Source organism: Actinomadura sp. 21ATH (genome assembly GCF_041951345.1).
In the GTDB taxonomy this organism is placed as follows: domain Bacteria; phylum Actinomycetota; class Actinomycetes; order Streptosporangiales; family Streptosporangiaceae; genus Spirillospora.
This window is the reverse complement of sequence record NZ_JBGNUR010000005.1, coordinates 367,288-384,858: the sequence shown is the minus strand read 5'-3', so window position 1 is coordinate 384,858 and position 17,571 is coordinate 367,288. Positions and strand designations below refer to the sequence as shown.

The following is a 17,571-nucleotide window of genomic DNA, read 5'->3' as shown; positions in this document are numbered from 1 at the left end:
CCTGGTCAGTCGGCGGGCCTGTCGCGCAGCACGCAGGTGAGGCGCGCGGTGCAGACGCGGCGGTCCCGGTCGTCGGTGAGCACGACGTCGTAGGTGGCGAGGGTGCGCCCGGCGTGCGCGCGGGTGGCGGTCCCGGTGATCCAGCCCTCGGTGGCCGAGCGGTGGTGGGTGGCGTTGATCTCGATCCCGACCGCGATCCGGTCCGGGCCGGCGTGCAGCGCCGCCCCGACCGAGCCCAGCGACTCGGCCAGCACGCACGAGGCGCCGCCGTGCAGCAGCCCGTACGGCTGGGTGTTGCCCTTCACCGGCATCCGGCCGACGACCCGTTCCGGCGAGGCTTCCAGGTACTCGACCCCCATGGACCTCGCCAGATCCCCGTAGCCGTCGCCGGCGAACTCCGCCGGCACCACGGCGGGCTCCGGCCGCTCCTCGCTCATCAAGCCTCCCTCGAACTGTCGTACGCGCAGACTAGAGTCCTGGTGTGGCGACCACAGATCCGACCCCTGACAAGCGGCAAGGCACCCGAGAGCGGCTTCTCCTGCTCGACGGGCACTCACTGGCGTACCGGGCGTTCTTCGCGCTCCCGGTGGAGAACTTCTCCACCACCGACGGGCAGCCCACCAACGCGGTGTACGGCTTCACCTCGATGCTCATCAACGTGCTGCGCGACGAGGAGCCCACGCACATCGCGGTGGCCTTCGACCGCTCCGAGCCGACGTTCCGGCACGAGGCGTACGTCGAGTACAAGGCCGGCCGGCAGAAGACCCCCGACGAGTTCCGCAGCCAGGTCAGCCTGATCTTCGAGGTGCTGGACGCGCTGCGGATCCCGCGGCTGTCGGTGGCCGGCTTCGAGGCCGACGACATCATCGCCACGCTGTCGGTGCAGGCGTCCGAGGCCGGGATGCAGACCCTGATCGTGACCGGCGACCGGGACGCGTTCCAGCTGGTCGACGAGGACGTCACGATCCTCTACCCGATCCGCGGGGTGTCCGAGCTGGCCCGGATGGACCCGGCCGCGGTCGAGGCCAAGTACGGCGTGCCGCCCGAGCGCTACCGGGAGCTGGCCGCGCTGGTCGGCGAGACCAGCGACAACCTGCCCGGCGTGCCCGGCGTCGGCCCCAAGACCGCCGCCAAGTGGCTCACCAAGTACGGCGACCTCGACACGCTGGTCGCCCGGGTCGACGAGATCAAGGGCAAGGCGGGCGACAACCTGCGCGAGCACCTGGGCCAGGTGCTGCGCAACCAGCAGATCAACAAGCTGGACTGCAACGTGGGCCTGGACATGCGGCCGCCGCAGCTGTCGATGGGGCAGTGGGACCGCGAGGAGATCCACACGCTGTTCGACTCGCTGCAGTTCCGGGTGCTGCGCGAGCGGCTGTACGCCACGCTGAGCGCCGCCGAGCCCGAGGCCGACGAGGGCTTCGAGGTCGAGCTGGGCGCGCTGGAGCCGGGCGCTCTGGGCGACTGGCTGGAGGAGCACGCGGGCCCGTCCCGCCGCACGGGCGTGGCCGTCACCGGCTCCTGGGGGCGCGGCACCGGGGAGCTGACCGCGATCGCGCTGGCCTCCACCAGGGAACCGGAGGGGGGCGGGGCGACCCCGGCGGTGCACCTGGAGCCGGCGGAGCTGATCGAGGACGACGAGCGGGCGCTGGCGGCCTGGCTCGCCGACCCGTCCCGGCCCAAGGCGCTGCACGAGGCCAAGGGCCCGATGCTGGCCCTGGCCGCCCGCGGCATGGAGCTGGCGGGGCTCTCCAGCGACACCGCCCTGGCCGCCTACCTGGCGCTGCCCGGCCAGCGCACCTTCGACCTGGCCGACCTCGCGCTGCGCTACCTGCACCGCGAGCTGCGCGCCGAGGCCGACGACTCCGGCCAGCTCACCCTCGACGGGTCCGGCGAGCAGGAGGCCGCGCAGGACCTGGCCGTCCGCGCCCGCGCGGTCGCCGAGCTGGCCGACGTCCTGGACAAGGACCTGGAGAAGCGCGGCGCCACCCGGCTGCTGCACGAGGTGGAGCTGCCCCTGGTCGGCGTCCTCGCCGGGATGGAGCGGGCCGGGATCGCCGTGGACGCCGAGCGGCTGGCGTCCCTGGAGGCGACGCTGGGCGGGCAGGAGAAGGAGCAGGAGCAGCTCGCCCACAACGCGGTCGGGCACGAGTTCAAGCTCGGCTCGCCCAAGCAGGTGCAGCAGGTGCTGTTCGACGAGCTGGGGCTGCCCAAGACCAAGCGGACCAAGACCGGCTACACCACCGACTCCGACGCGCTCACCACGCTGCTGGAGAAGGACGGGCACCCGGTCCTGGAGCACATCCTGCGCTGGCGGGAGGTGTCCAAGCTCAAGAGCATCGTCGCCTCGCTGATCCCGATGGCCGACGACGCCGGCCGCATCCACACCACGTTCAACCAGATGGTCGCGGCCACCGGGCGGCTGTCGTCGACCGACCCCAACCTGCAGAACATCCCGATCCGCACCGCCGAGGGCCGGCAGATCCGCGAGGCGTTCGTCGTCGGCCGCGGCTACGAGACGCTGCTCACCGCCGACTACAGCCAGATCGAGCTGCGGATCATGGCGCACCTGTCCGAGGACGAGGCGCTGCTGGAGGCGTTCCGGGAGAAGGCCGACTTCCACACGATCACCGCGTCCCGGGTGTTCGGGCTGCCGCCCGAGCAGATCGACTCCGAGCTGCGCGCCCGCATCAAGGCGATGAACTACGGCCTGGCGTACGGGCTGTCGGCGTACGGGCTGTCGCAGCAGCTGCGGATCTCGCCGGACGAGGCGCGCGGCCTGATGGAGGAGTACTTCCAGCAGTTCGGCGGCGTCCGCGACTTCCTGCGCGACGTCGTCGCCAGGGCCCGCCAGGACGGCTACACCGAGACGATCCTGGGCCGCCGCCGCTACCTGCCCGACCTCACCTCCGACAACCGCCAGCGGCGCGAGATGGCCGAGCGGATGGCGCTGAACGCCCCCGTCCAGGGGTCGGCGGCCGACATCGTCAAGGTCGCGAGCCTGAACGTCGACCGCGCCCTGCGGGAGAACGGCCTGCGCTCCCGGATGCTGCTGCAGGTCCACGACGAGCTGGTCTTCGAGGTCGCCGAGGGCGAGCAGGAGGAGCTGCGGAGGCTCGTGCGCGAGCAGATGACGGCCGCCTACGACCTGCGCGCCCCGCTGGAGGTCAGCATGGGCACCGGCGACACCTGGCAGACCGCCGCCCACTGACCCCCGCGCCCCGGTACCGGCCCTTGCCGCCGGCCCGTACCACGGGCCCATTACACCGGACCGCCCCGCCGTGCGCCGCACGGCGGGGCGGTTTGGTCAACCGCGGGATTCTTCATGGTCATCGGGTGGTTCGGGTGGGCGGCATACGGGGTTGTACGAGATCATGTCCGGGTACGTGGAGGGCTGTCCGCTTAGGGGCGAGGCGCCCGCTGCGCTGACCGAGGAGAAGAGCCGTGCCACTCCTGCACAAGATCGCCGGTGTCGTCGTGGTCCTGGCCGTGGTGCTCGGTCTCTGGCTCCCCGGTGATCCGGGCGGCGGGCGCTCCGCCGATGTGGCCCGCACGGGAGGGAACCGGGCGGCGGGGGAGGAGGCGCCCGGCGACCGCACCGCCGCCGTCGCCGCCGGCAAGCCATCGGCCAAGCCCTCCGCTCCGCCGCCCGCCACCGTCGGCCCGGCCGCGCCGGCCGCGGCCGCCGCCAAGGCCAACGAGCTGGGCCAGATTCCGGTGATCATGTACCACCGGATCGTCGACAGGCCGGACCTGCCGCTGGACCGGACGCCCAAGGAGTTCCGCGAGGAACTGGTCCGGCTGGCCGGGGAGGGGTACGTCCCGATCACCGCCGGGGAGTTCGCGAGCGGGCACATCAACGTCCCGGCCGGCAGGTCCCCGGTGGTGCTGACCTTCGACGACAGCACGCCCAGCCACTTCGCGCTCGACCCCGCGGGCCGGCCGAAGCCGAACACCGCCGTGGCGATCATCCAGGAGGTGGCGCGGCAGCACCCCGGGTTCCGGGCGACCGCGACGTTCTACCTGAACAAGGACCTCTTCCAGCTGGCCGGGCAGGAGGCCGCCGGGCTGCGGTGGCTGATGCGGAACGGGTTCGAGCTCGGCAACCACACCCTTACCCACAAGGATCTCTCGACGCTGCCCAAGGAGGGCGTGCAGAAGGAGATCGGGGACATGGAGAGCAAGATCGTCCAGCTGACCGGGGCGCGCACCGCGACGCTGGCGTACCCGTTCGGGTCGGCGCCCGACAAGAAGGGCTGGGCCGAGAAGAAGGACGGCGTGTACGGCTTCAAGGGCGTCTTCCTGGCCGGGTGGCGGCCGGCGCCGTCCCCGTTCGACACCGACTTCGACCGGCTGGCGATCCCGCGGGTGCGATCCGAGGGCAAGGTCAAGGAGAACGACTGCGAGCAGTTCTGCTCCACGGCGTGGCTGGACCGGCTGAAGGCCGAGCCGGCGACGCGGTACGTCTCCGACGGGGACCCGGGCACGATCACCTTTCCCCGCGCCGAGGAAGATCGCCTGGCCAGGGAGCTGCGCGGCCGGGGCAGGGTGTACTGACCCTCCGATTGACCGCACGCGGATGGTCCCATATGCTGATCGCTGCGCTGTGGGCTTGCGCGGCTTCGGACGGAGCAGGCTCGCGCTCGGTCAGGTCGACATCGGTTTCACCGGCGAGGCATCACGCCACGTCCCTTTTCCGGTCAATCGGCAGGGCGGATAACGGCCCTCCGCGCAGTTCAGGCAACTACGCATGTCCGTATCCGGAGCCAGCCGACACATGACGAGCAGCACCGAGGCAACCTCGACCACCCCGCAGGTAGCGGTCAACGACATCGGGTCCGAGGAAGCCTTCCTCGCCGCGATCGATGAGACCATCAAGTACTTCAACGACGGCGACATTGTCGAAGGCACCGTCGTCAAGGTCGATCGTGACGAGGTCCTCCTCGACATCGGCTACAAGACCGAGGGCGTCATTCCCTCGCGTGAGCTCTCCATCAAGCACGACGTCGACCCCAACGAGGTCGTCGCCGTCGGTGACCACGTCGAGGCCCTCGTCCTCCAGAAGGAGGACAAGGAAGGCCGTCTGATCCTGTCCAAGAAGCGCGCCCAGTACGAGCGCGCCTGGGGCACGATCGAGAAGATCAAGGACGAGGACGGCATCGTCACCGGGACCGTCATCGAGGTCGTCAAGGGCGGCCTCATCCTCGACATCGGCCTGCGCGGCTTCCTGCCCGCATCGCTGGTGGAGATGCGCCGGGTGCGCGACCTGCAGCCGTACGTCGGCCGCGAGCTCGAGGCGAAGATCATCGAGCTGGACAAGAACCGCAACAACGTGGTCCTGTCCCGCCGCGCCTGGCTGGAGCAGACCCAGAGCGAGGTCCGCCAGACCTTCCTCAACACCCTCCAGAAGGGCCAGGTCCGCAAGGGCGTGGTCTCCTCGATCGTCAACTTCGGCGCGTTCGTGGACCTGGGCGGCGTGGACGGCCTGGTGCACGTCTCCGAGCTGTCCTGGAAGCACATCGACCACCCCTCCGAGGTCGTCGAGGTCGGCCAGGAGGTCACGGTCGAGGTCCTGGACGTCGACATGGAGCGCGAGCGCGTCTCCCTGTCGCTCAAGGCGACCCAGGAAGACCCGTGGCAGCAGTTCGCCCGCACCCACCAGATCGGCCAGGTCGTGCCGGGCCGCGTCACCAAGCTGGTGCCGTTCGGCGCGTTCGTCCGGGTCGAGGAGGGCATCGAGGGCCTGGTCCACATCTCCGAGCTGGCCGAGCGCCACGTGGAGATCCCCGAGCAGGTCGTCCAGGTCGGCGACGAGATCTTCGTGAAGATCATCGACATCGACCTCGACCGGCGCCGGATCAGCCTGTCGCTCAAGCAGGCCAACGAGTCCGCCGCGGGCATCGAGGAAGAGGACTTCGACCCGACGCTCTACGGCATGCCGGCCGAGTACGACGAGCAGGGCAACTACAAGTACCCCGAGGGCTTCGACGCCGACACCGGCGAGTGGCTCGAGGGCTACGACCAGCAGCGCGAGACCTGGGAGCGGCAGTACGCCGAGGCCCGGTCCCGCTTCGACGCCCACCGCAAGCAGATCGAGGAGGCCCGCAAGGCCGAGGCGGAGGCCGACACGGCCACCCCGTCCGGCGGCGGCGGCGAGACCTCGTACTCCGGCGGCGGCGACGAGGAGACCTCCGGTGGCGCGCTGGCCACCGACGAGGCGCTGGCCGCCCTGCGGGAGAAGCTGTCCGGCGGGCAGTGACCGGTCCCGGCCGGTGATCGCCACCGGCCCCCGGCCATGATCTTTTGGTGGCCGTGACCTTCCGGGCGAGTCCGCCGGAGTTGCGCGACTCACCGTCGCGGGCGTTCGTGCCACGGCCGGGCGCGCGCGATCATAGGGTTGGGAGGCGCGACCCGCGGCGGCCGCCGAGCCCGCCCCGCCGGTCCCGCCGGTACCCCCGACACCGCCCAGTTCGCTCATCCCCGGGAGCATTCGTTCAATTGGCCAGCACAGACCTTGGAACCAGGACCGGCGAGCCCCCGCAGCCGGCCGGCGCGCCGATCGTGCCGCAGGGGCCGGCGCGGCTGGCGCTGATCGCCGTCACCGTGGCGGTGCTCGCGCAGACCCTGCGCTTCTCGCTGCCGCAGTACGACCACTTCGCCGACTCGGCCGGGCTCCTGGTGACCGGCGCGGTGCTGCTGGCCGTCTACCTCGCCGGCTTCGCGAGCCCGCTGATCCGCCGCGCCGCCGGGCCGCGCGGCCTGCTGCTGGCCGGGGTCGGCGGGCTGCTGCTGGTGCGGCTGCTGGCCCAGATCCTCACCCCGCAGACCTGGCTGGCGTTCGTCGGCACCGCCGTCGGCATGATCGCCGTCGGGGCGCTGTACGAGGGCGCGCGCGGGCTGTCGGGCGTCGGGTTCGCGACCGCGACGGTGGCGGGCATCTCCGCCGACAGCGCCGTCCGGATGGCGCTGGCCACCTGGGACGCGTCCTGGCGGTCGGGGATCGGGCCGTGGATCGCCTGCCTGCTGTTCGTGGGCCTGGGCGCCGCCGCCCTCTACCGCGAGTTCGCGTCGGGCGCGGTCGCCGCGCCCGGGATCTCCTGGCGGGACGCATTCGGCGCCGCCGCGTTCGGGCCGTTCCTGGCGCTGCACGTGCTGGTGCTGTCGAGCCCGGCGTTCGTGGCGTCCTCCGGCTGGAAGTCGCTGACCACCGCGCACATCGTGATCGTCGCCGGGCAGGGGCTGGCGCTGGCGTTCCTGGCCTCCGGCCTGGCCGTGCGGGCGGTGCCCGGCGGCGTGTGCGTGCTCGGCGGGACGCTGCTCGGCGTGGCCGCCGGCGCGGTCGCCGGGACGTACGCGGTCGCCGGCATCGAGGTGATCCCGGTGATCATCCTCGGGCAGGTGCTGTCGGCGTGGCTGCTGGCGGTGGCCTGCCGGGCGCCGCTGCGCCGCGCGGGCGTCGGCGGCCCGGTGTGGCGGGTCGACGTCGGTGCCGCCACCGGCGGCCTGCTGATCGGGCTGATCCTGGTGTCGTACCAGGTCAGCGCGCTGGAGCCGATGCCGTTCCCGAACAACCTGCTGCCCGGCCTGGCCGGCATCCTGCTGGGCGCGCTGGCCGCGATCGCCGCCGCCCGCGGCGGCCCGCTGCCGGCCCGGGCGCCGCTGCGCGCGCTGACCGCCGGCGCCGCCGCGCTGGTGCTGCTGCTCGGCACGGCGATCTTCACGGTGGCGGCGCCGGACGGCACCGCCGGTGCCGCGGCCGCCGACGGCCGGATCCGGGTGCTGAGCTACAACATCCACGACGCCGTCAACCAGAGCGGCGAGCTCGACCCCGAGGGCGTCGCGAAGACGATCGAGGGGCAGCGCGCCGACGTGGTGCTGCTGCAGGAGGCCGGGCGCGGCTCGCTGCTGTCGGGCACCACGGACGTGGGCGTGTGGCTGTCGCGGCGGCTCGGGATGAAGCTGCTGTGGGGGCCGGCCGCCGACGGCCAGTTCGGCAACGCGATCCTGACCTCGCTGCCGGTGGTGCGGTCCGGCACCGGCCGGATGCCCAAGGGCGACTGGTCGCAGATCCGCGGGTACGTGTGGGCCCGGCTGAAGGTCGGCGAGCAGACCATGGACGTCTGGTCGACCCACCTGGAGGGCGGCGCCGACGAGTCCCGCGAGCGGAGCCGTGAGATCGCCGGGCTGCTGCGGGCCTGGGGCGGCGCGCCCCGCACGATCATCGGCGGCGACTTCAACGCCGAGCCCGGCAGCACCGAGATCGCCGCGATGCTGGCCGGCACCGAGCTGCGCAGCGCCGCGGTGGGCGGCGACGCGTCCCCGACGACGGCCGACGGCCGCCGCGTCGACTGGGTCTTCGGCACCGACGACCTGCTGTTCGGTGACTACGACGTGCCGCGGTCGCCGGCGTCCGACCACTATCCCGTCGCGGTGACCGTCCGGATCGCCGGCTGAACCGCCGTGCCGCCCCCGTCCCGCTAGGGTTCGCCCTATGAGCGAACAGGCGGTCGCGATCGAGAGGGCCGGGCCCGGCGACGCGGGCGAGATCCTGACCGTGCAGCGCGCGGCGTACGTCGCCGAGGCCCAGCTCTACGGCGATCCGTTCATCCCGCCGCTGGTCGAGTCGTACGACCAGCTGAGCAAGCTGATCGCCGGGGACGCCGTGGTGCTCGCGGCCCGCCGCGGGAGCCGCCTGGTGGGGGCCGTGCGGGCGCAGTTCAGCGACCACACCTGCCTGGTCGGCCGGCTCGTCGTCGCCCCGGACATGCAGGGCCGGGGCGTCGGGAGCGCGCTGATGGAGGCGCTGGAGGCGGCGGTGGCCGGGCGCGCGGACGCGTGCGTGCTGTTCACCGGCCACCTCAGCGAGGACAACCTGCGCCTGTACCGGCGGCTCGGCTACAGCGAGACGCACCGGGAGCGGATCGCGGCCCACCTGACGCTCGTCCACATGCGCAAGGCCCTCGTGACCGCGGCGACCGGCTGACGCTCTACTGTGGTCCCGTGCTGAAAGTGGGACTCACCGGTGGTATCGGGTCGGGCAAGAGCGCGGTGTCGGCGCTGCTCCGGGAGCGCGGCGCGGTGATCGTCGACGCGGACGGGATCGCGCGCGAGGTGGTCGAGCCGGGCACCCCCGGCCTGGCCGCGGTGGTCGCCGAGTTCGGGGACGGCGTGCTGCTCCCGGACGGGACCCTCGACCGCGAGCGGGTCGGCCGGATCGTGTTCGCCGACCGCGACCGCCTCGCCGCGCTCAACGCCATCGTGCACCCCCTGGTCGGGGCGCGGATGCGGGAGCTGGAGGAGGCCGCCGCGCCGGACGCCGTCGTCGTCCACGACGTCCCGCTGCTCACCGAGAACGGCCTGGCCGCGATGTACGACCTGGTCGTGGTCGTGGACGCCCCGGTCGAGACGCAGCTGGACCGCCTGACGTCCCGGCGCGGCATGACCGAGGAGGACGCCCGCGCCCGCATCGCCAACCAGGCGTCCCGCGAGGACCGCCGCGCCATCGCCGACCACGTGATCGACAACTCCGGCTCCCTGGACGACCTGAAGGCCCGGGTCGACGCGCTCTGGGAGGACCTGGCCCGCCGCGCCGCCTGAGACGCCGCTCCCCGCATCCGGCATGATGGCCCGATGCGGGTGGTGTGGGCGACGGATCAGGGCAGTCCGGACCGGCGGAACGAGGACTTCGTGGCGGCCGCCCCGGGCGCGGCCGTCGTCCTGGACGGCTGCGGCCTCCCGCTGGGCACCGATCTCGGCTGCGTGCACGGCACCGCCTGGTACGCCCGCTCGCTCGGCATGAGGCTGCTCTCACGGCTCGTGGACGGCCTGGGCGAGGCTCCGCAGGCGGCGCCGCCGGTCGGCCCTCCTGAGGGCGCTCACCGCCGCGCGGAGCGTCCCCTGGCCGGCCGCCTGGCCGGCGCCATCGCCGACGTGGCCGCGTCCCACGGTGCCACCTGCGACCTGGCGCGCCGGACGACGCCCGCCGCGACCGTGCTGGCCCTGCGCGTGCGCGGCGACCTCGTCGACTACCTCGTCCAGGCCGACTCGACCCTCCTCCTGGACGGCCCGGACGGCCTCCAGGAGATCACCGGTGGCCCGTACTACGCCGCCGCCGACCCCCGCGCGGCCGAGTACGCGATCACCGGCACCGTCCCCTTGGCGGGCTTGCGCGGCGCCTACCTGCTGACCGACGGCGCCACCCGCCTCGCCGACCTGTTCCACATGACCGGCTGGCGGGGCCTGGCCGACCTGATCGCCCGCGAGGGCCCCGCGGCCCTGATCGCCCGCACCCGCGAGGCCGAGCGCAGCGACCCCCGGGCGGCCCGCTGGCCCCGTTCCAAACCCCACGACGACGCCACCGCCGCCCACGTCTCGTTCCGCTAGGGCGGCGGGCGGTCAGAACTCGGCGTCCAGGGGGATCTGGCGGACGTCGGGGAGGTGGGCGTCGAGCTCGCCCGGCTCGAAGCGGCACATGGCGATCGCGTACCAGAACTCGCCCGTGGTGTCGCCCTCGCGCTTGTAGCGGCCTTCGGGGGAGAGGGCGGCCCAGCCATCCGGGAGGCCCAGGAGGGTGGCGCGGCGGGCGGGGGCGCCCTCGGCGGGGACGTTCCAGACGATCACGGCGCCGTCGTCGCCGGCGCTGGCCAGCAGGGAGCCGTCGGGGCTGAACGCGACCGACCAGACGCGCTGGGTGTGGCCGGTGACCGCGTGCAGGTGGCGGCCGGTGCGCGGGTTCCAGAAGCGGACGGCCAGGTCGTCGCCCGCCGTCGCCAGCAGGGTGCCGTCGGGGCTGAACGCGCACGTCCACAGGCGGCCGGTGTGCCGGGTCAGGACGTGCGTGGCGGTGCCGGCGCGCACGTCCCAGACGCGGGCGGTGCCGTCGTTGCTCGCGCTGGCGAGAAGCCCGCCGGAACGGTCGAACGCCACCCGGTAGACGCGGTCGCCGTGGCCTTCCAGGACGGTGAGGCACTCGCCCGTGCGGGTGTCCCAGACGCGGACGAGGCCGTCGTCGCAGCCGGTGGCGATGGAGTCCCCGTCGGGGCTGAAGTCGATCGAGCGGACGCGGCCCCGGTGGCCGGCGAGGTTCACGGTCTCGCGGCCGGTCGTCCAGTACCAGAGGCGCACGCTGTCGTCGTCGTTGGCGGTGGCGAGGACCTCGCCGTCGGGGCTGAACGCCTGCGCCCACACGTGGTCGGTCTCGACGTTCAGCTCGCGCTCGAACGTGCCGGTGCCCGCCTGCCACAGGTGCACGCCGCCGTCGTTGGTGGCTGTGGCCAGCTGCGTCCCCGCCGGGTTGAACGCGGCGGAGGTGAGGTTGTCGGCGACGCCGTGCAGCTCGCGGACCAGGCGGCCGGTGCGGGGGTCCCAGAGCCGGACGAGGCCGTCGTTGCCGCTGCCGGCCAGGAGGCCGCCGTCCGGGCTGAACGCGACGCCGGTGGTACGGCGGCCGTGGCCGCGCAGGACGGCGCGGCACCGGCCGGTCTCGGCGTCCCAGATCCGGGCGGTGCCGTCGTTGCTGGTGGTGGCCAGCTGGGCGCCGTCCGGGCGGAACGCGAACGGCCACACCGCGCCCCGGTGCCCGGCCAGTTCCAGCCGCTGCCGGCCCGTCTCCGGGTCCCACAGCCGGACGGACCCGGCGCTGTCGGCGGTGGCGAGCCGGCCGCCGTCGGGGCTGAACGTGGTCTGGTAGATCGCCCCGCCGTGGCCGGCCAGCGTCATCCTGTGGCGGCCCCGCTCCCAGAGCCGCACCGAGCCGTCGGTGTCGCCGGTGACCAGGAGGTCGCCGCCGGGGTGGAAGGCGATGGCGTAGACGCGGCCGGTGTGGCCGAGCAGCTCGTCGCGGATCTCGCCGGTGCGGATGTCCCACAGGCGCACGGCGCCGGCCTCGTCGCCCGCCGCGAGGACGGTGCCGTCCGGGTGGAAGACGGCGCGGAAGACCGCGCCCCGGTGGCCGGTGAGGGTGCGCCGCGGCTCGCCCGTGGCCAGGTCCCAGACGCGCAGGGTGCCGCCCGCGTCGCCGGTGACCATGAGGGACGCGGCGGGGTCGAACTCGGCGGTGTAGACGGGCGCGTCGTGGCCGCGGAGCTCGTGCCGCAGGGCGCCGGTGGCGGAGTCCCAGACGCGGATCGTCCCGGCGGCGTCCCCCGCCGCGACCAGCGGGTCGGGTCCGGGGCCGACGACGACGGGCCAGACGCCCTCGGGGTGGACGGTGAGGGTGTGCGCGGCGCGGCCGGTGGCCAGGTCCCAGATCCGGACCGTTCCGTCGGCGGCGCCGGTGACCAGGAGGTTCCCGCCGGAGTCGAACGCGACGGCGTACGCGCGGCCGCGGTGCCCGAGGAGGGTGCGCAGCGGCGCCCCGGTGACGGCGTCGCAGACGATCACGCCGCCGTCCTCGCAGCCGACGGCCAGCACCGAGCCGCCGGGGCTGTAGGCGAGCGGCCGGGGGAGCCGGCTGGTCTTGAAGTGGAACCCGTACGGGACGCCGACCGCCGCCGGCGCGACCTGGATGTCGATCGGTCGGCCGGGCGCGACCGCCGCCTCGCGCAGCTCGGGGGAGCGGGCGATGCGGTCGGGCAGGTCGGCGGCGATGAGCGCGGCGCGCGTCCAGCGGCCGCCGGCGACGTCGGCGTCGCGCAGGTCGGCGCGGGCGAGGCGGGCCCGGGACAGGTCGGCGCCGCGCAGGTCGGCGCCGGTCAGCCGGGCCTCGTCCAGCCGCGCCCCGGCCAGTGAGGCGTCCCGCAGCACGGCCCGCGACAGGTTGGCGCCGACCAGCTGCGCGTCGGTCAGGTCGGCGCCGGTGAGGTCGACCTCCTGCAGGTCGCGGTACGACAGGTCCTCGCCCTGGAGGCGGGCGCCGCGCAGGTCGGTGCGGGCGGGCGTGCGCAGCCGGGTGGTGATCTTGAGGGCGTTGGCGCGGGCGGTGTCGGCGGCGTCCGGGTCGGCGAGCACCCCGGCCGCCCAGTCCTGGCAGGCGCGGGTGTCGGCCAGGTCGCACAGGAAGTCCACGGTGAGCTGCGACAGCGGGCGCAGCGCCAGGGCCGACGGCGCGGCGCCGGCCGCGAACGCCCGGGCGATGTGCCGCGCCACCAGCCATTCCATCACCGACGCGTGGATGAACCCGAACAGGCCCTCCTCGGTACGGACCAGCAGGCTGCCCGCGCCCATCGCGTGGGTCACCTGGTGCGGTGACAGCCGCCCCTCCGCGAGGTCGCTCAGCGTGCCGGCGACGTCGGTCAGGTCGGCCAGCCGCAGGAACTGCTCGTCGCCCTCCCACAGCCGCAGCGCCAGCGTGTCCACGGCCCGCCACATGTCGTCGGCCGCCAGCCCCGAGGGCCCGCCGGTCTGCCGGACCCGCTCGGCCTCGTACGCCAGCCAGGACGACAGGATCTCGTGGTAGAGGTCGGCGGGGCTGACCGTCGAGCGCGCCTGCGCCACCGCCCGCAGCCGGTCCTCGGGCAGCTCGGCGATGAAGCTCAGCATGCGCGGGTTGCCGGTGAGGCTCAGCAGCTCCTCGATCTCGCCGAGCGTGCGCAGCCGCTCCTCCGCGGCGGTCACGTCGCCGTCGTACCGGCCGACGAGGTACGAGCGGACCTGCCCGGGGTCGAACTCCTCCAGCCCGAGGACGCGCCGGTGCGGCAGCACGCCGACCTTCTCGCCGAGCGCGGTCAGCACCTGCGCCTGCGACTTGAAGTGCTGCGTCCGGCTCGCCACGACGATCTTCGCCTTGTCCTGCGCCGCCTGGAGCAGCGTGTCGAGGTGGTCGGCGGCCTGGTCGTAGGTGACCCGGGTGACCAGCTCGTCGAACCCGTCGAACAGCAGCACGATGCGGCCCTGCCGCAGCATGTAGTGGAACGCCTTGAGGTCGATGAGCTCCTCGCCGTGGTTGGCCAGGTGCGCGGCGACCAGGCCGTCCACCGAGTGCGCCTTGTCGAGCGCGCGCAGCTCGATGAGGATCGGGATGACGTGCGGCAGCTCCGCCGGGATGCGGCGGGCCAGCTCGCGCAGCGCGAACGTCTTGCCGCGGCCGAAGTCGCCCAGCAGCAGGAGGAAGCGCCCGTGGTCGGCCGCCAGCAGCCGCAGCATCTCGCCGACGACGTCCTCCTGAACGTCGCCGCCGCCGGCGCGCTCCTCGGCGGAGCGTTCGGGGAGGCGGTCGAGGTCGCGGTAGCGCTGCGGCACGTACAGGGACGGCGGGTAGAGCCCCGCGGACGCGAGCCGCGCGGTCTGGCCCGCCACGTACTCCGACAGGTCCAGCAGGCCCTGGAACTCGGTGAGGCTGCGCACGCGGATGCCGCGCCGCAGCGCGTCCTCGCGCAGGGAGCGCGGCGGCGCCGGCCCCAGGAACACCAGCTCGGAGCCGTAGTCGGCGCCGTCGGCGTGGACGTGCCGGACGAACGCGTCGACGTCGTCCTCGGTCACCTGCCCGACGTGCGCGCCGATGCGGTACTGGCGGACGAAGCCGTCCTCCAGGTGGGAGAGCAGCAGGTGCGGCGGGTCCGCCTGGATGCGGCGGATGGTGGCCTTCTCGAACCGGGTCTCGCACGCTTCGGTGATGCGGTCGAGCAGCCGTTCGGCGGGGTCGGGCGCCGGCTCGGCGGGCCCGCCGCCGTTCTCGGCCGGGGCGCCGTCCGCGGGGGCGAACGGCGGCTCCACGGCGGGACGCTCCGGTTCCCGCTCGCGCGGCGCCGGGAACGTCCCGGCCGCCTTCGCCCACTCCCGGCCGAGCCGCTCGGGGCCGCGCCGGGCCGCGTCCTCGGGGATCCAGCGTTCGAGGCCGTCCCGCCCGACCACGAGGACCTGGTGGCGGCCCGGGCCCAGCGCCGGTACGGACGGCACGCCCGAGCCCGTCAGCGGGATCGCCCCGAACTCGGTCTCGGCGCCCTGGAGGAAGACGTTGACGTGCCCGCCCAGGAGGGAGTCCACCGCCTCCGCGTCGCGCAGCGCGCCCGGCTCGCCGGCGACGGGCGCGTGCTCCACCGCCGCGAGCCGCAGCCAGCCGTCGTCCTCGAAGTGCCGCAGCCGCTCGGTGAACCAGGCGGCCTGCGCCTGCCCCACCTGCCCGTACCGGTCCTCGGGCCGGTGCGACTGCGGCAGCGTGGAGTTCAGGCCGGCCACCACGACCTTGAGGTCGGCGACCGGGAACAGCGTCCACGGCTGGGCGCTGTCGAAGATCAGCGCGTCCAGCCCCTGGTAGAACTCCTTGAACAGCCCCGAGAAATGCCGCCACTTGGGCCAGTACGGCGGCTGCGGGTCGATGTCGTCGGCCTCGCAGCTGGAGAAGTACGCCTGGCAGGCGGCCCGCGTCACGTCGTGCGTGCCGGGGACGATCACCACGCGCTGCGCCTCCAGGCCGAGCAGCGCGCGCAGGCTCGTCAGGAACGACAGCGCCTCGCCGAACTCCTTGCGGCTCCCCGAGTGCGTGAGGTTGCCCGTGACGACGAGCAGCTCGGGGCGCGGGACGCCCATGTCCGCCAGCCGCGTCACGTCGCTGTAGACGCGGTCCTGCAGCTCCGTCGCCGTGGTGGGCTCGCCCGGCTCCGCGAGCGTGCGGCCGAAGCGCGGCCCCGAAACGTGCAGGACGCTCAGGTGCTCGCGCGGTTCCTCGCCCGCGCCGCCCGCCCCGGCGGGGAACGCCGGCGCGACCACGGGAGCGCGCCGGGACGGGCGTTCCCCCGCGGGATCGGGGAGCCGGCCGTGCGCGGCGCCCCCGGGCTCCCGCCCGCCCTCCCGCTCGACGCGGCCCGGCAGGGACGGGCGCCCGGGAGAGGGCGCGTCCCCCCGGTCCCCTCCGGGGAAGCCGGGGCCGTTCACGGGGCGCGCGTGCCCGGCGAGCGCCTCGCCGATCCGCCGCATCAGCAGCCCGCGCGCCTGGTCCGGGTCGTCGACGCCCACCAGGTCCACGTACGTGATCGTGGACAGCAGCCCGTCGATCGGGCACTCCTCGATCCGCACCGTCACCAGCTTGCTCGCCGGGTCGTCCGGGTCGGCCCGCAGCGCCGCCATCCACTCCCACCGGCCGTACCGCGACCGCAGGTAGTTGCGCGACAGCACCGCCACCACGACCCTGGCCTCCGACAGGCCGCGGTCCATGAAGTCGATGAAGTTGGTGCCGGGGACGAAGTCCCACGCCTGCATCATCGTCCGGTACCCGGCCGCCTCCAGCTGCCAGGCGATCCAGGACGCCCACCGCTCGTCGGCCGGCGAGTAGCTGATGAAGAAGTCGGTCGGGCGCTCCTGCCGCGAAGGGTGGCCGGGGGGTGTCATGCGGTCAGTATCGCGCGCGATCGCCGTACCCCGCAGGGCGGCGCGCGGCCTATGGGATCATGGCCCGCGTGGTGACGCCCGGCCCCGCCCTCCGCCGCCTGGTGCGCGGCGCGAGCGCGCTCGACTGGATCCGCGCCGGGCTGCTGGTGCTCGGCCTGGTGTTCGTGGCGACGGGCCTGCTGCCCGCGCGCGAGGCCGAGGCCAGCCTGGAGCGGATCCTGCCCATGCTGGTGTTCCTGTTCGCCGTCGTGGTGCTCGCCGAGCTGACCAAGGAGGCGGGGGTCTTCGACCTCATCGCCGAGCGGGTGGCGCGCGCCGGCCGCGGCGGCTACGGCGCGCTTTTCCTGCTGTGCGTGGCGTTCGCGTCGGTGACGACCGTCTTCCTCAACCTCGACACCACCGCCGTGCTGCTCACGCCCGTCATGCTCGCGCTGGCGGCCCGCACCGGCATCGCCGCGCTGCCGCTGGCCATGACGACCGTGTGGCTGGCCAACACCGCGAGCCTCCTGCTGCCCGTCTCCAACCTCACCAACCTGCTCGCGTCGGACCGGGTCGCGCTGAGCACCCCCGAGTTCGCCGCGCGCATGTGGGCGCCGCAGCTCGCGTCCCTGGCCGTCACCATGGCGCTGCTGTGGGCGTTCTACTGGCGGCGGGGCGCGCGCGGGCAGGACCGCTACGAGGCGCCCGCGCCCACCCCCGTCCGCGACCGGGTGCTGTTCGGCGGGACGGGCCTGGCCTGCATGGCGTTCATCGGCGCCGTCCTGGCCGGCGCCGAGACCGGCTGGGAGATCGCGGCCGCCGCGGGCGTCGCCGCCGTCATCGCCGTCGGAGCCTTCGCCGTACGGGACCGCTCACAGCTGAAGCCCGCCCTCATCCCCTGGCAGCTGCTGGTGTTCGTCACCGGCCTGTTCCTGGTCGTCCCCACCCTGAGCCGGTACGGGCTCGACACGGTCATGCGCGGCCTCATCGGCGAGGACGACGGCCTGGGCGGGGCGGCCCGCGCCGCCTTCTCCGGCGCCGGCCTGTCCAACGCCCTGAACAACCTGCCCGCCTACGTCGCGGGGGAGGGCGTCATCCCCGCCGGCAACCACGACCAGCTGCTCGCGCTCCTCATCGGCACCAACGTCGGCCCGGTCGTCACCCCGTGGGGGTCGCTGGCCACGCTGCTGTGGTTCGAGTGGTGCCGCCGCCGGGGCGTGACCGTACCGATGCGCCGGTTCGTCCTCACGGGGGCGGCCCTGGGCGTGCTGGGATGCGCGGCCGCCACGGGGGCGCTGCTCCTGACCGGCTGAACCGCGGGGAGAGCGG

Annotated in this window: 10 protein-coding genes; 8 read left to right on the top strand and 2 right to left on the bottom strand. The window is 74.1% G+C overall.

Annotation, left to right across the window (positions count from 1 at the left end; all coding sequences use genetic code 11):
• Window positions 1-5 precede the first annotated feature (5 nt).
• Window positions 6-437: a PaaI family thioesterase gene (locus tag ACA361_RS19020; protein ID WP_375013404.1), complete on the bottom strand. Its 432-nt coding sequence runs from the start codon at window positions 435-437 to the stop codon at window positions 6-8.
• A gap of 44 nt (window positions 438-481) precedes the next feature.
• On the opposite strand from ACA361_RS19020, the gene polA reads away from it, so the two are divergent.
• The 7 genes from polA (at window position 482) to ACA361_RS18985 (ending at window position 10,383) form a co-directional block, all read left to right on the top strand.
• Window positions 482-3,211: a DNA polymerase I gene (gene polA, locus ACA361_RS19015; protein ID WP_375013403.1), complete on the top strand. Its 2,730-nt coding sequence runs from the start codon at window positions 482-484 to the stop codon at window positions 3,209-3,211.
• A gap of 233 nt (window positions 3,212-3,444) precedes the next feature.
• Window positions 3,445-4,557, top strand: a complete 1,113-nt coding sequence (locus tag ACA361_RS19010; protein WP_375013401.1) for a polysaccharide deacetylase family protein — start codon at window positions 3,445-3,447, stop codon at window positions 4,555-4,557.
• A 220-nt stretch (window positions 4,558-4,777) separates the two neighbouring features.
• On the top strand, window positions 4,778-6,259 hold the full coding sequence (rpsA, locus tag ACA361_RS19005) for a 30S ribosomal protein S1 (protein WP_375013399.1): 1,482 nt from the start codon (window positions 4,778-4,780) through the stop codon (window positions 6,257-6,259).
• 239 nt (window positions 6,260-6,498) lie between these two features.
• Window positions 6,499-8,454 (top strand): endonuclease/exonuclease/phosphatase family protein, encoded by a 1,956-nt coding sequence (locus ACA361_RS19000; protein WP_375013397.1) that lies wholly within the window; start codon window positions 6,499-6,501, stop codon window positions 8,452-8,454.
• A gap of 37 nt (window positions 8,455-8,491) precedes the next feature.
• On the top strand, window positions 8,492-8,983 hold the full coding sequence (locus tag ACA361_RS18995) for a GNAT family N-acetyltransferase (RefSeq protein ID WP_375013395.1): 492 nt from the start codon (window positions 8,492-8,494) through the stop codon (window positions 8,981-8,983).
• A gap of 17 nt (window positions 8,984-9,000) precedes the next feature.
• A complete protein-coding gene (gene coaE, locus ACA361_RS18990; protein ID WP_375013393.1) occupies window positions 9,001-9,597 on the top strand; it encodes a dephospho-CoA kinase in 597 nt (198 codons plus the stop codon).
• A 33-nt stretch (window positions 9,598-9,630) separates the two neighbouring features.
• The gene (locus ACA361_RS18985) at window positions 9,631-10,383 is read left to right on the top strand and encodes a hypothetical protein (protein WP_375013391.1); all 753 of its coding nucleotides are present in this window, start codon (window positions 9,631-9,633) and stop codon (window positions 10,381-10,383) included.
• A gap of 12 nt (window positions 10,384-10,395) precedes the next feature.
• On the opposite strand, the gene ACA361_RS18980 is transcribed toward ACA361_RS18985, so the two are convergent.
• The gene (locus tag ACA361_RS18980) at window positions 10,396-16,263 is read right to left on the bottom strand and encodes a TIR domain-containing protein (RefSeq protein WP_375013389.1); all 5,868 of its coding nucleotides are present in this window, start codon (window positions 16,261-16,263) and stop codon (window positions 10,396-10,398) included.
• Window positions 16,264-16,322: 59 nt separating this feature from the next.
• Between ACA361_RS18980 and ACA361_RS18975 the strand changes: the two genes are divergently transcribed.
• Window positions 16,323-17,555, top strand: coding sequence for an SLC13 family permease (locus tag ACA361_RS18975; protein WP_375013387.1), 1,233 nt, complete (start codon window positions 16,323-16,325; stop codon window positions 17,553-17,555).
• Window positions 17,556-17,571: the final 16 nt, after the last annotated feature.

Bases quoted from the DNA above. Each gene is read 5' to 3' on its own strand.
- ACA361_RS19020 (WP_375013404.1), bottom strand. From the start codon at position 437: ATGAGCGAGGAGCGGCCGGAGCCCGCCGTGGTGCCGGCGGAGTTCGCC.
- ACA361_RS18985 (WP_375013391.1), top strand. From the start codon at position 9,631: ATGCGGGTGGTGTGGGCGACGGATCAGGGCAGTCCGGACCGGCGGAAC.
- ACA361_RS18995 (WP_375013395.1), top strand. From the start codon at position 8,492: ATGAGCGAACAGGCGGTCGCGATCGAGAGGGCCGGGCCCGGCGACGCG.
- ACA361_RS18975 (WP_375013387.1), top strand. From the start codon at position 16,323: ATGGCCCGCGTGGTGACGCCCGGCCCCGCCCTCCGCCGCCTGGTGCGC.
- ACA361_RS18980 (WP_375013389.1), bottom strand. From the start codon at position 16,263: ATGACACCCCCCGGCCACCCTTCGCGGCAGGAGCGCCCGACCGACTTC.
- rpsA (WP_375013399.1), top strand. From the start codon at position 4,778: ATGACGAGCAGCACCGAGGCAACCTCGACCACCCCGCAGGTAGCGGTC.